Annotated in this window: 13 protein-coding genes and 3 pseudogenes; 12 read left to right on the top strand and 4 right to left on the bottom strand. The window is 58.9% G+C overall.

Going from position 1 to position 12436, the window contains the following annotated elements:
- Positions 1-24 precede the first annotated feature (24 nt).
- Both NKH23_RS27585 and NKH23_RS27580 read right to left on the bottom strand, forming a co-directional pair.
- A complete protein-coding gene (locus tag NKH23_RS27585; protein ID WP_023722056.1) occupies positions 25-153 on the bottom strand; it encodes a hypothetical protein in 129 nt (42 codons plus the stop codon).
- A gap of 32 nt (positions 154-185) precedes the next feature.
- Positions 186-575 carry a hypothetical protein gene (locus tag NKH23_RS27580; RefSeq protein ID WP_023722055.1) on the bottom strand — a complete coding sequence of 130 codons (390 nt, stop codon included), beginning with the start codon at positions 573-575 and terminating at the stop codon, positions 186-188.
- A 611-nt stretch (positions 576-1186) separates the two neighbouring features.
- Between NKH23_RS27580 and queC the strand changes: the two genes are divergently transcribed.
- The 8 genes and pseudogenes from queC to NKH23_RS27540 all read left to right on the top strand — a co-directional run bounded on the left by queC (position 1187) and on the right by NKH23_RS27540 (position 7250).
- Positions 1187-1885: a 7-cyano-7-deazaguanine synthase QueC gene (gene queC, locus NKH23_RS27575; RefSeq protein ID WP_031194962.1), complete on the top strand. Its 699-nt coding sequence runs from the start codon at positions 1187-1189 to the stop codon at positions 1883-1885.
- Positions 1885-2241 (top strand): 6-carboxytetrahydropterin synthase QueD, encoded by a 357-nt coding sequence (gene queD, locus NKH23_RS27570; RefSeq protein WP_023722053.1) that lies wholly within the window; start codon positions 1885-1887, stop codon positions 2239-2241. The genes queC and queD overlap by 1 nt, the downstream gene beginning before the upstream one ends.
- Positions 2238-2972 (top strand): 7-carboxy-7-deazaguanine synthase QueE, encoded by a 735-nt coding sequence (gene queE / locus NKH23_RS27565; protein ID WP_352642189.1) that lies wholly within the window; start codon positions 2238-2240, stop codon positions 2970-2972. Before queD ends, queE begins: the two co-directional genes overlap by 4 nt.
- Positions 2973-3340: 368 nt before the next feature.
- Positions 3341-4576 (top strand): annotated as a pseudogene (locus NKH23_RS27560) (dicarboxylate/amino acid:cation symporter); the annotation flags it as partial.
- A gap of 463 nt (positions 4577-5039) precedes the next feature.
- Positions 5040-5117, top strand: a pseudogene (locus NKH23_RS27555) (helix-turn-helix domain-containing protein); the annotation flags it as partial.
- Positions 5118-5142: 25 nt separating this feature from the next.
- A pseudogene (locus tag NKH23_RS27550) lies at positions 5143-5784 on the top strand (sensor histidine kinase); the annotation flags it as partial.
- A gap of 405 nt (positions 5785-6189) precedes the next feature.
- Positions 6190-6840 (top strand): DUF433 domain-containing protein, encoded by a 651-nt coding sequence (locus NKH23_RS27545; protein ID WP_352549603.1) that lies wholly within the window; start codon positions 6190-6192, stop codon positions 6838-6840.
- Positions 6837-7250 carry a DUF5615 family PIN-like protein gene (locus tag NKH23_RS27540; protein ID WP_353035789.1) on the top strand — a complete coding sequence of 138 codons (414 nt, stop codon included), beginning with the start codon at positions 6837-6839 and terminating at the stop codon, positions 7248-7250. Before NKH23_RS27545 ends, NKH23_RS27540 begins: the two co-directional genes overlap by 4 nt.
- A gap of 352 nt (positions 7251-7602) precedes the next feature.
- Here NKH23_RS27540 and hemN read toward each other — a convergent pair whose 3' ends face one another.
- Positions 7603-8952, bottom strand: a complete 1350-nt coding sequence (gene hemN, locus NKH23_RS27535; RefSeq protein WP_352721700.1) for an oxygen-independent coproporphyrinogen III oxidase — start codon at positions 8950-8952, stop codon at positions 7603-7605.
- Between the two features lie 153 nt (positions 8953-9105).
- Between hemN and NKH23_RS27530 the strand changes: the two genes are divergently transcribed.
- The 4 genes from NKH23_RS27530 to NKH23_RS27515 all read left to right on the top strand — a co-directional run bounded on the left by NKH23_RS27530 (position 9106) and on the right by NKH23_RS27515 (position 11443).
- Complete coding sequence (locus tag NKH23_RS27530) at positions 9106-9852, top strand: Crp/Fnr family transcriptional regulator (RefSeq protein WP_353035787.1); 747 nt, start codon at positions 9106-9108, stop codon at positions 9850-9852.
- A 438-nt stretch (positions 9853-10290) separates the two neighbouring features.
- The gene (locus tag NKH23_RS27525) at positions 10291-10635 is read left to right on the top strand and encodes a hypothetical protein (protein ID WP_352502743.1); all 345 of its coding nucleotides are present in this window, start codon (positions 10291-10293) and stop codon (positions 10633-10635) included.
- A complete protein-coding gene (locus NKH23_RS27520) occupies positions 10636-11223 on the top strand; it encodes a hypothetical protein (protein WP_353035785.1) in 588 nt (195 codons plus the stop codon). It begins immediately after the preceding gene.
- Positions 11224-11275: 52 nt separating this feature from the next.
- Positions 11276-11443, top strand: a complete 168-nt coding sequence (locus tag NKH23_RS27515) for a hypothetical protein (RefSeq protein WP_352502741.1) — start codon at positions 11276-11278, stop codon at positions 11441-11443.
- 522 nt (positions 11444-11965) lie between these two features.
- Here NKH23_RS27515 and NKH23_RS27510 read toward each other — a convergent pair.
- Positions 11966-12166 (bottom strand): hypothetical protein, encoded by a 201-nt coding sequence (locus NKH23_RS27510; RefSeq protein ID WP_353035783.1) that lies wholly within the window; start codon positions 12164-12166, stop codon positions 11966-11968.
- Positions 12167-12436 lie beyond the last annotated feature (270 nt).

Genomic DNA, 12436 nt, shown 5'->3' with positions numbered 1-12436 from the left:
TCGATGCCAGGCGGAGACCTCTGTCTAAACGATCGCGCATCGATGCAACGCCCACGCGTAGATCGCCATCATCGCGGCGATCGCTTTGCCGCGATCGCCGCAGCCGTTTTCGAGCACGACAATCATGCCGGCGCTGTCGGCAGCGATGCGCATGCAAAAATTCACAGATGCATTCTGGCCAAATGCTAGCTGCCCAGCAAATGTCCGGCATTTCGCAAGGCCCCTAGGAAGAGACTGGCATGGCCGTTGGCATCGATCTTGGCCTGCATCGACAGGGGCATGCTGTGCCAGTTCTCCAAGGGCGCAATGAAATGTGAGAACGTACCGTTGACGATGCAATGGTGGGTAACAAGGCCCTGTCTGTCCAACGCCAGCACGCCGATCTGGTCGCCCTGATATCGGATGGCTGCGACCCGCTGGACCCCCGCATCACCGTCGACCCGCACGTCGAAAAGCAGGATGCCGCGGCTCCTGGTGGCTACCTCGGCGGCCTTTTCAGCGAAGCTTAAGGAGAGCGAGCGGACGCTTTCGACCGCCAGCTGTAAAACCATCAAATCCAGTTCATCCACTGCCATAAGGTACCTGCGCGCAACACATGGGTGATAGCAATCGACCACACCGCTTGTTCACAGATGTCGGCTCACGACCGATCATTCAGGTTGTTGCCGGACGTCCATTGACCGAGGGAGTGCTCCGGTTCGAACCGATCCTGAAGCGGAATGCGCTGGATCTACGGAACCCGAGGAGCAGGCCAGCCAAAGTTGCCGCGACAATTGATGTCGTGATCATTCCAGACATCTGCATCGGCGTCGCTGAACATCCCACTGGTAAGTCCGTTGTTTGCGGCAAGCCCATCCTTGGGCCGTCTAGTACCTGAAACCCTCTCGGTGGCGTTCCTCGAAGCTCGGGACCGCCGGGCGCTTGATCGTCGAGAACTTTGTTTACGAAGGTCCGGACCTCCTGCAGAGCTTATTCTGGTGCGCTCGCCTTTGAGCATTCCGCTGAAGCGTGACGTTTCGCTAGTCAGTGTTCCTTGCAGGCTCACCGCGAGGGCGCCTTGCACACAGCGGCACGTCAGCGCATGAAACTCGTCCCCCGTTCACTTCACAAAATGGATTTCCTGAAGTACTGGGAGCGCAGAGAAATCTCCGGTCGCAGCCTACCCGGTTAAAACAAGGACCCAAAAATGAAGACTCTCGTCGTCTGCTCCGGCGGATTGGACTCCGTTACCCTTGCTCACAAGGTGGCAGCGGAGCACGAACTCGCCGGCCTCCTATCTTTCGATTACGGCCAACGGCATAGGAAGGAATTGGGCTTCGCCGCCCTTTGCGCGGAGCGACTGAGCGTCCCGCACCGCATCATCGACATCCACGAGATCGGCGGCGGCCTTTCCGGCTCCGCGCTGACCGATAATGTGGACGTGCCCGACGGGCACTACGCCGAAGACACGATGAAGGTCACGGTGGTGCCGAACCGGAACGCCATCATGTTGGCCATTGCCTTCGGCTTCGCCGCAGCGCACGGCGCTGAGGCGGTGGCGACGGCCGTGCATGGTGGGGATCATTTCATTTATCCCGACTGCCGTCCGGCCTTCATCGACGCTTTCCAGATGATGCAGGACCACGCGCTCGACGGCTACGCGGAGATTCGCATTTATGCACCCTATGTGAATCTCACGAAGGCGGACATTGTTAGGAATGGAGCAGCATACGGCACGCCGTTTGCGCAGACCTGGTCCTGCTACAAGGGCGCCGAGCGTCACTGCGGGAGGTGCGGGACCTGCGTCGAGCGGCGCGAGGCGTTTCATCTCTCTGGGCAGCCGGACCCCACCGACTACGAGGACTCCGACTTCTGGCTCGATGCGCTGCGAAGGAGGACCGCGTAATGTTCCGCATCACCAAGGAATTCCACTTCTCAGCCTCGCATCAGCTCACCTCGTTGCCACCCGATCACCAATGCGCGCGCCTGCACGGGCATAACTACATCGTTGAAGTGGAGCTTTCAGCGAATGGACTGAACGACAACGGCTTCGTGCGCGACTATCACGATTTGGCGCCATTCAAACGCTACATCGACGAGAGCTTCGACCACCGACATCTCAACGACGTGCTGGGACATGAGCAAGTCACGGCGGAATATCTGGCCAGACATTTTTATGAATGGTGCAAGGCACGCCTGCGCGAAACCTCGGCCGTGCGGGTGAGCGAAACGCCGAAAACCTGGGCGGAATACCGGCCATGACCGATACGCATCCCGCAATCCGCGTGAGTGAGATTTTCGGGCCGACGATCCAGGGCGAGGGCGTGCTCATTGGTTTGCCGACTGTCTTCATCAGGACCGGCGGGTGTGACTATCGCTGTTCCTGGTGTGACAGCCTCCATGCGGTGGATAATCAATTCCGCCATGAATGGGAGATGATGTCAATCGACACGGTGTGGCAAACCGTCGTTGCGCTTTCCGGTGGCCGGCCAGTGATGGTGTCACTGTCAGGCGGCAATCCTGCCATTCAGCCGTTTCGTGCGCTCATCGAGCGAGGCCATGGTGAAGGTTACCGTTTTGCGCTGGAAACCCAAGGTTCCGTGGTCAGGGACTGGTTTGCCGACCTTGACGTGCTGGTCCTCAGCCCGAAGCCGCCGTCAAGCGAAATGAGGACCGATTGGGCCGCTGTCGAGGCGTGCATCGAAGCGGCGCAGGAGAAGCCGCAAATCGTGCTCAAGCTCGTTGTTTTCGACGACAGTGACTACGCTTACGCGAAAGACGCCGCCGCGAGGTTTCCGCGACTTCCGATCTATCTGCAACCCGGCAATCACACGCCGCCACGCGCCGGAAATGAAGACGCGCCTGTCGACCTTGACGGAATAATGAAACGCATGGAGTGGCTGATTGAAAAGGTGACCCGCGACAGGTGGTTCGAAGCCCGCGTGCTGCCGCAGCTGCACGTAATGCTCTGGGGTAACAAGAGAGGTGTCTAGCCTGCGCCCGCTAGGGCGACGGCCTTGGGCATAACCACAACAAGATGTCGACCATCTGGATGCCGATCGCAGCCACCTGAGGCAAAGTGCTTGCGTCGACGGCCTTCCAGCGGCTGCCAGCCTGCGTGTAAGCGCAGAGCGACCTCCAATCCCCGACAGTCGGCCCTTCCTTCGATGAAGGGCACGCGCCAGCGGCGAGTGCAGAAATCCGCACAAGCACGGCGTGAGAGGTCCTGCGCGTTTCTCGCGCCGCCGCGTTTTGGCACGGAGCTTGCGGCAGCGTTGGTGCAGCGTTCGACCGGAGCGCCGCGACGGGAGAAGCCTGGGCGGGAGGAACCCACCTCGATCCGGTCAGGGAGAGAGAAACAGTGTCAGCTGCACAAGTCCGCGGCGCGAGTCCCGCGCCCCGCAAACCCTTCTATGCCAAGCTTTACGCACAGGTGCTTGCCGCCATCGCCCTAGGCGTCGCAATTGGCTATTTCTATCCGGGGACCGGCGAGAGCCTGAAGCCGCTGGGTGATGCCTTCATCAAGCTGGTCAAGATGATCATCGCGCCTGTCATCTTCCTGACAATTGCGACCGGCATTGCCGGCATGAACGATCTTCACAAGGTCGGCCGGGTCGCCGGCAAGGCAATGGTCTATTTCCTCACTTTCTCGACGCTGGCGCTGATCGTCGGCCTCATCGTCGCCAATGTCGTCCAGCCTGGCGCCGGCCTCAACATCGATCCGGCCTCGCTCGATGTCCAGGCCGTGAATACCTATGCCGCAAAGGCCCACGAGCAGTCGGTCACCGGCTTCCTGATGAACATCATCCCGCCAACGATTGTCGGTGCCTTCGCGGAAGGCGACATCCTGCAGGTGCTGTTCTTCTCGGTTCTGTTCGGCATGGCGCTCGCGATGGCCGGAGAGACGGGCAAGCCTGTCGTTTCCTTCCTTCAGGCGCTCATCGCGCCTGTCTTCAAGCTCGTCGGCATTCTGATGAAAGCCGCGCCGATCGGCGCTTTCGGCGCAATGGCCTTCACCATCGGCAGATATGGCATCGGTTCGGTGGTCAACCTCGCGATGCTGGTCGCGACGTTCTATTTCACCGCCTTCCTCTTCGTGTTTGGGGTTCTCGGCGCGGTCTGCCGCTACAACGGCTTTTCGATCTTCTCTCTCATTCGCTACATCAAGGAAGAGCTGCTGCTTGTCCTCGCAACGTCCTCCTCGGAGGCCGCGCTTCCCTCGCTCATGCAGAAGATGGAGAAGGCGGGCGCCAGGCGTTCGGTCGTGGGTCTCGTCATCCCGGCCGGATATTCGTTCAATCTGGACGGCACCAATATCTACATGATGCTGGCGGCCCTCTTCATCGCGCAGGCGACGAGCACGGATCTGTCAATCGGCGATCAGGTGCTGCTGCTTTTTTTCGCCATGCTCCCTTCGAAAGGAGCAGATCGCATTACCAGTACTGGATTCGTCACCTTGGCTCCAACGCTCTTTGTCGTCCCGACCGCCCCTTTCGTCGGCATGACGCTGATCCTTGGCGTCGACCACTTCATGTTCGAATGCCGTGCGTTCACGAATCTGCTCAGCAACGCAATGGCAACGCTCGTCGTCGCGCGCGGTGGGCGACCCGGATGAAGTTCGATCGGCAAAGGCCCTCGCGAGCGGACCCTCGGCGCTTTGGTGGCGGAGGATCAAGTCGGCGGCGTTTCGAGGGGCGGTTGCGGCTGGCCTGCTCGCGCGAACGCCGCTCAGGCATTGCGGGCAGGGCACGAAGCCGCCGTAAAGGAACCGTGCGCTGACATCGGCAGCAATAGAGCTCCGCAATTCGCGTACTCCGGAACTGCTGGGGTTCTTGGAAGGTTTTCGAACCTTCTGTCTCGCTCCTCCAGCCGAATTGCGTGTGCTTATGAAAGAGATGGGGACTTCAGGTCGCGCTATCGGACAAAATTATCATCGGATACGTTCACTCCCCATTGGGGAGGGCGAGTCAGAAGATCGCTACTTCTTGAGACGCACCCATGAAGGAGACGTGACTATAACGTTTAGTGCCGCTTTATGTGGCCAGACGAGGGATGCTGCCTTGATCAGTTCCGCACAGATGCGCGCGGCGCGGGCGCTGCTCGGAATCGGCCAGGTCAGACTGGCCGAGTTGTCGGGAGGTCGATTACAACCAGACTGACAGCCGCAAGATCGAGGAGCCCATCCGTGAAAAAGACGTTCAGTTGCGCGAACTCCAGCACCGGGTCAAGAACAATTTGCAGATGATCACCGCCCTGATCCGAATCGAAACGCGCAATGCGGTAGAGCCGGACCAAAAGCGTTTCGAGCGCCTAGCAGGACGTGTCGATACCTTGGCGATGCTCTACCAAGAACTTTCCGGTGACGAACCAAAGGACGAGGTTGATCTCGGCGTCTATCTCAGTCAAATCGCATCGGGAGTCATGACCGCGCATACTACAGAGGGCATCCGGCTCGACATGAGCGTGGACACCTACCCAGTTTCGATGAATGTCGCCATGCCCGCCGGACTGGTAGTGAACGAACTGCTGACCAATGCACTAAAGCATGCTTTTCAAGGACGCGAGGGAGGCACGATCACCCTGCACAGCATCGTTGAGGGTGAAGGCTGCCGGGTGGTCGTCGCCGATGACGGTATCGGCCTGCCAGAAGGCGAGACATGGCCCAAGCACGGTAAGCTCGGCGCGTTGATTGCGCGCTCGCTGATCGAAAACGCCAACGCGCAATTCGACGTGAACTCCAGCCCGAATGAGGGCACGAGAGTAACTATCCTGTTCAGGCGGGCCACAGCAGCCGCCGCCTGTTAGCTGCGTGCTTATGGAGGCGGGACGTTATTTTTCGCTCAGTAGGTTGCCCAGGAGCTTGCCCCAGGTCTCCCGAGTGAGCTCTTGCCATGGAGGGGAGTCCGTTCGCTGCCTGAAAGGGATCGGCTTCGGTCGGCGGATATCTGGGGCAATGGCAGCCGTTAGTTCCGGCCGATTGAACTGGATGTACGGCTGCTAAGGGGATGATGCCGACCTGGCCGCCTTTTCGAGAACCGGGGAATTCAAGCCCGTGTTGCAGTGACTTTGGGGGCGGCTGGACGCCAAAAAAAGAAAGCCAGCTCAGAAGCTCGGCCAAGTTGTGAAGGTCAAAATCGCCATCAGGCATTGAAAAAGGCACGCTCTCATTATATATCTCCGATGCGTCGGAAGATTTATTTAGGAGCGACCATGGCAGCTGTAGCCGAAATGCTGAAGGCAACCGAGGCCGCCGTGGTCTCGCGTGTAAGCCTGCGAGATGTCAATCGCGCAATCGATGAACGCATCCTGCCCGATGCCTTCGTATCGGTTGACAACGGCCGGCACGTCCTGGCTGGAGCCTGCTCCTTCATCAGCTTCTACTTCGAGACCGCAAAGCGTCTAACCTCGGAAGAACGACTGTTTGCGATCAGGACGGTTGAGCCCAAGCTAACACGCTCGCGCTCGCTCGCTTGGGCGGCACTGCTGCGCGAGGACTGGACCGTGCGAGACGACTTTCTAACGATCGATCTGATGCCGTTCCTGAAGAGCACGAGTGAACGTCTGTCCGATCTCGAGGCGGCTCGCGAGATGGTCACGTCGTCGGATGACGTGCTCAGCGGCACGCCCGTTATCCGTAACACTCGCGTCCCAGTGTATGATGTCGCGGCATCAGTCACTGTCGGTCATTCGGTTGAGCGCATTCTTGGGGCCTACCCGAGCCTTGACACGGAGAAGGTACGGCTCGCGGCGATTTATGCAGAGGCGAACCCCCTGCGAGGGCGTCCTCGTACTGGAGACCTTCCAAAAGGCTCCGTCATCACTTCCGATCGCCGTGTTCCGCGTCTTAGGAAGGCGGGATGAAGTTCCTGATCGATGAATGTCTCACCCCCGAGCTTGCAAAAATTGCGCATGGGAAGGGTCATTGCGAGACCAGCCACGTTGTCTGGCTGGGGCTCGCCGGGCTCAAGGACTGGGAGCTCAAGCCGATCATTCTTGAAGGCGACTGGACCTTCGTAACCAAGAACTCGGTGGATTTTAGGGGGCCAAAGGATAATCCGGGCACCAAGGGACAGTATGCAGATGTTGCCATCCACGCAGGGCTTGTTTGCCTAAACGGCCCGCCAGGCATGGATCTCGACATGCAGATCGAACTTTTCGAAATGGCGCTGATCGAGCTGAACGACGATGATCTTGTGAACCAGGTTCTTGAAGTGATCCTCGAAGACGAGGAAACGTTGCGCGTTGTCCGTTATGCGCTACCGAAGGAATGATCGAAGCCAACTAGGCAGCAAGCCCGGGGCGCAGGACCGATTTCATCAATGATCCTGCCGTCGTCGCGAAGCGCGAACAGGCACCTGGCGAGACTGGCGCGGCAGAGTGAGACTGTCGCGAACAGACGATAAAAACAAACATCACTTGGGCACGCCGCAGAAAGGTGGCAAGCAGCCCTCTGGTCGCAACAAATGGAAGGCACGACTGGACGACATCGTCGCTATGCCAAAGGTCTTCGCATCTGGTCCGATCAGAAATCCTATCTCGACGCGACGGTCGCCTATGAAGAGACAAAAATGTAGCGCAATCGGTTCACGATCGATTGAAACCATGACCGTTCCTGTGCGGTGCTCAGACTGCCGCTGAGTGCCTGGCCTTTGCACTTTCAAAATATTTATCGAACTTCACCGCAATGCTCCTCACGAAGGGGCGATTTGCCGCCGGTACGACGAAACTGTCGCCTTGCAGTTCAAGCAGTTGAGCAGGATCCTTAAGGGCGATGGAGCTTGCCTGAAGCAGGAGCCTTTGGCCGGCTTGCCCGAAGCTCTCCACCAGATCGACAGCCGAGAAGGCGAAATCGCACATCAGCCGTTCAATGATCCATCCCCGGACGCGATCGTCGTCGGAGAGCACGATGCCGCGCACAGCCGCCAACCTGCCGTCTGCAACCACGCGGCCGTATTCGCCGGTCGAAGGCATGTTCTGCACGTAGCCCTGGCGAAAACGGCTGATCGACGAAGGGCCAAGTCCGATCAATGTCTCGCAGCGATCGTCCGTGTAGCCCTGAAAATTGCGGTGCAAAGCGCCCGCGCGGGCCGCTACCGCCAACGCGTCGCCCGGCTTTGCGAAATGGTCGAGCCCGATTGATTCATAGCCCTCGTCCACAATCGCTCGCGCGGCAAGTCGCGATTGAGCGAACCGCTCCGTGGGACCGGGGAGCCATGCCTCGTCGATCATCGTCTGATGTTTCTTGAACCAGGGCACGTGAGCGTAGCCGAACAGCGCCATCCTGTCCGGTTCCAGGGTGAGCGCCTGCGCCACGGTGGAACACAGAGTCTCCCTGGTTTGATGCGGCAGGCCGTAGAGCAGATCAAGGTTCACGGAATCCACTCCGCGGGAACGAACTTGGTCGACGACTGCCTTGGTCTGCAAAAAGCTTTGCTCGCGGTTGATCGCCTTTTGCACTTTCGGATCGAAATCCTGCACCCCGAGGCTCGCCCGCGTCATGCCGATTTCGGCAAGCGCATCAAGGCGGGCTTCGTCCGTATTGTTCGGATCGATCTCGACGCTGACCTTCGCATCGCCGAGAAAAACGAAGCTGTCCCGCAGCACCGTGCCCAGTGTCAGCATGTCCTCGGGCCTCAGCATCGTCGGCGAACCGCCCCCGAAATGAACTGCGCGAACTCGGCCCTTGCCGCTGACAAGGCCGCCAACCGTCGCGATCTCCGCATACAGCGAGCGCAGATAAGCGGCTACCGGCTCATAGTGGCGCGTCTGTCTGGTATAGCACGCGCAGAACCAGCAGAGCCTGTCGCAATAGGGAATATGCAGGTAAAGCGATATCTCGTCACCGCCTTCGAGCGCCTCCAACCAGCCTCGGTAGACGACAGCATCGACCCCCGTATGGAAATGCGGCGCGGTCGGATAACTGGTATAGCGCGGGACATTCTCGCCAAGTCTGGCAGCTAGCTCCGGTCGCATGTCGTGGTCCACCGTTTTGCGTCGCCGGAACTGTGGATGCTTGGATGAGCCTAAGCCCTGATTTCGATCAACCTTCAGCACGGACAAACTGCCGCAAGGATTTTTCTACCGTCGATTGCTATCCTGCCTGCACTGGACCGGTAGACCGATCGAATGACATTACGGCAGGATATTCACAGTTCCGGCATTCCCATTCTTTGCCTGTCTTGCGAGGCACGGCACCGCGGTGTCTGTGGTGCGCTCGAACCAGACCATTTGGCTCGGCTAGCCAAGACTTCGTCGCGGCACAAAATCGAGCCGGGGGTCGAACTGATCGGCGACGCCGAGGCGGTCGACAGCTATTCAAACGTGCTTTCAGGCGTGGTGAAGCTGACGAAGAGCCTTTCGGACGGCCGCCAGCAGATCGTCGGCCTCCAGTTCGCGCCGGATTTTCTGGGACGGCCCTTCAAGGTGAAAAGCGCGATCAATGCGCAAGCGGCAACAGTTGTCTCGCTATGCTCGTTTCCGAGAGCGGCCATCGAACGGATGATGAAGGAATCACCGGAATTTGTGCATCGCCTGCTCAAGCAGACGCTGAACGAACTCGACGAAGCACGCGAATGGATGGTTACTCTGGGGCGCAAGACCGCACCGGAGAAGGTGGCGAGCTTTCTCCTCATGATCGCCCGGAACATCGATTCCAGTGTTAACCCGGCGGCCAGGTCGGCGTGCTTCGAGCTGCCGATGACGCGTGCCGACATCTCTGATTTCCTTGGAATTACAAACGAGACCGTGAGCCGTCAGCTGACCAGCCTGAGAATGGACGGCGTGATTCGGATCGAGAACAACCGCCGTGTCACCGTGGACAGCATGAGCCGGCTGGAACGGCGCTGCGGCGGCCGAGGCGCAACCGCCGTTTGAATGACACCGAAGCTGCATGGCCTCCGTCACCTACTTCGTTCGGGGTAGGGCATGCTCGCGTTGGGCTTAGAAGAAATCGCATAGCGACAGCCCGCTCTCCATCCGATCGCATGAGCCAGGTGCGTTTCGGCCAACTCGTCGGCGAAGCATCCATCCTCGAGGTGCTCGACGTGCAACCAGCTAATGGGGGCAGCATTGGACTCGGCCGAGCTCAGTGCGCCTCATGCGGGAAAATGATCGTCTCCCCGGGCTGAACGAAACTGCGAACTTTGTGTTGCCCATTCCCCTCAAGGCTACGCTACAGCCCTCCGTGAAGATGCGGAAGCGTGATCGCGATCGCGCTGAGCCGATCCGGCTTGATCAGATCTGATATCTGTCAGCAATCGCACGCTCTGCTGGCGGACAAATCATTGGAACGAACAGCCAAGGAGTGACTACATGTCGACACGTTACGCAACCATCATCAAAGACGAAGAAGGACAGGAAATCGTCAGTAACATCGGTCAGTTTGAGGGCGGCCTGCCTAACATTCGCTCCGGCACAGTCGAGCAAGTCGCCGATGGCGTGATGATCGGCATGGTTCGCGGTGGTCCGCTCAATGACCTTGACGGCTGGGGCTTCCCAGAAGGCAGCACGGGCGGCGAGGGCCGGGCCGAAACGATCGCCAAGGCCGGCGCCAAGGTGCTCCGTATCGCCAAGGCTGCCAAGGGCAAAGCCGGCAAGGCTGGGAAGCTGCCTGCACCTGAAGAGCCGGCAGAGCCGTCCACTGATGCGGACGAGTGAGTGACGACGCTACCGCGGTCTACCGACTACTCAGAAGAGGTTGCGGCCCACATCTGCGAGGAGATCACGTCCGGGCGCTCGCTGAGGTCCATCTGTAAAGATAAGGAAACCGATTGGGGCGAATGGTATCGCTTGATGGGCGAGCGCCTGGGCGCAAAAACGATCAACATCGGAGTTGCCGGAACGCGCCTTGCCTATACAGGCCAGAACACGACGCCGGAGCATGCGAGGGCGCTGCAATACTTAGCTACCAAATTTGCAACGGCCATTAAGACCGGGGACTGGAGCGGTCTGATCGCCGCTGCGGAAGCAGATCATGTCGCCGATCCCACCTTAAACGGGGATTTTCGCAGGGCTATCAACAGCGCCGCAGCCATCGACTGGGCCAGTGTCGAGGTCCGCCTTTTCAGCTTCGGAACGAATGACTGGTCGGCTGGCGTTCCGCTGGGTATCGATGCGGATACCACCGAAAGCAGCAGCCTTCGCGGGGCGATGAACTTCATCGTCTCGGAAATATCCGCGACAATATCCGAAGATGCATATCGCCTTCGTCGCGCCGCGCTGGCGAAACGCTCCAGCCGACGCTGACACGACGCCTGATAGCAACCTGGGCCTATCTCTCTACGAATATGTCGACGCGATGATCGACAAGGCGAGGAAGCTGAAGGTGCCGGTCTTCGACCTCTACCGAAACGCCGGTATCAACAAGTTCAACTACGCCACGTTCTTGGTCGACGGCACGCATTCGGATGAGGGTGACGTGCGGACGGCCGAGAAAAACGCCGCGTTTCTGGGGTCGGCAGTCTGAGGTATGGTCGAGACCATGGACGAATTCACCTTCACAGCAAATGCCCGAAAATCTGCATCGAAGGGTTGCCCGAGTCCGGTTGAGGGCTGGTTGAGTGGCGCGTAGGTGGCCAAAAATAGAAATCCTCGCCTGCCACTTAGTGCGGCGGTCCGAAGCTGAGTGACTCCCGGCAGGCTTCCGCCAGTTTCATGCTCGCATTCCGGAGTTCCTTTAGATCTTCCCTCTTTGTTGCGAGGGTCTCCTCAAAGCGATTTATCGCCGAACCAACCGTGCCATCGCAGACCATCGGTACTGGCCCCCAATACAGTTCCCAGAAGCGCTGTTCTGCAGCAATTCGAACAGGGTCTTCCTCGCCCCTCGTACAAATCGCTGCGGTGGATGACACAAGTTCGTAGTAGACCGACTGCCTCTTCTCGCTAAAGGGCTTTTGGGCCTCCAATAGCGCTACGCGAGTGGTCTCTCGTTGTTCGTCAGCGTGCCTGATCATTGCCTCTCGCCGCTCATCTAAAAATTTGCGGATGGTTACGATGGCTCCGGCGATAGCGCGCCGATCCCGCCGACGAACTTGAGGGTCACGTCCCAAGATCTTGCTTGACCTTCGGACAAGCCCAGACTGGACCATCCGAAATATGTCCCAGCGACCAAGGCAGCAACTGATAAAGCTGCCACCAAGATGCCCCACTTCAGCATGCCTGATGCGAGTACCGCGAGGATGACCTTCATCGGATCCTTCCCAAGCTAGGCCGCTCTTGAGGCTGCTTGATATGTGGGGTTGTTGGGTAATGTGGGGAAGTCACAGGAGCCGTGTGGAAACTGGCAGATGCAAATGGCCTGCCACAAGCGAAATGACATTCTCTAGGAAGCTCCCGGGATTTCCCCTCGCAACCCAATGACCTGCCACGGGTAATTTCCTCCATCTGAGATTAGAGTCCGGCCTCGATTGAAGGACGGACTGATGAAGAGAAAGCGGTTTACGGAAGAGCAGATCATCGC

It is taken from the genome of Mesorhizobium sp. M1328 (assembly GCF_040318075.1).
Taxonomy (GTDB): Bacteria; Pseudomonadota; Alphaproteobacteria; order Rhizobiales; family Rhizobiaceae; genus Mesorhizobium.
The sequence above is the reverse complement of the archived record's forward strand: the minus strand, read 5'-3'. Positions and strand labels throughout refer to the sequence as shown.

Coding starts and splice junctions, on each gene's coding strand:
- NKH23_RS27585 (WP_023722056.1), bottom strand. CDS start 153: ATGCGCATCGCTGCCGACAGCGCCGGCATGATTGTCGTGCTCGAAAAC.
- NKH23_RS27580 (WP_023722055.1), bottom strand. CDS start 575: ATGGCAGTGGATGAACTGGATTTGATGGTTTTACAGCTGGCGGTCGAA.
- queC (WP_031194962.1), top strand. CDS start 1,187: ATGAAGACTCTCGTCGTCTGCTCCGGCGGATTGGACTCCGTTACCCTT.
- queD (WP_023722053.1), top strand. CDS start 1,885: ATGTTCCGCATCACCAAGGAATTCCACTTCTCAGCCTCGCATCAGCTC.
- queE (WP_352642189.1), top strand. CDS start 2,238: ATGACCGATACGCATCCCGCAATCCGCGTGAGTGAGATTTTCGGGCCG.
- NKH23_RS27545 (WP_352549603.1), top strand. CDS start 6,190: ATGGCAGCTGTAGCCGAAATGCTGAAGGCAACCGAGGCCGCCGTGGTC.
- NKH23_RS27540 (WP_353035789.1), top strand. CDS start 6,837: ATGAAGTTCCTGATCGATGAATGTCTCACCCCCGAGCTTGCAAAAATT.
- hemN (WP_352721700.1), bottom strand. CDS start 8,952: ATGCGACCGGAGCTAGCTGCCAGACTTGGCGAGAATGTCCCGCGCTAT.
- NKH23_RS27530 (WP_353035787.1), top strand. CDS start 9,106: ATGACATTACGGCAGGATATTCACAGTTCCGGCATTCCCATTCTTTGC.
- NKH23_RS27525 (WP_352502743.1), top strand. CDS start 10,291: ATGTCGACACGTTACGCAACCATCATCAAAGACGAAGAAGGACAGGAA.
- NKH23_RS27515 (WP_352502741.1), top strand. CDS start 11,276: ATGATCGACAAGGCGAGGAAGCTGAAGGTGCCGGTCTTCGACCTCTAC.
- NKH23_RS27510 (WP_353035783.1), bottom strand. CDS start 12,166: ATGAAGGTCATCCTCGCGGTACTCGCATCAGGCATGCTGAAGTGGGGC.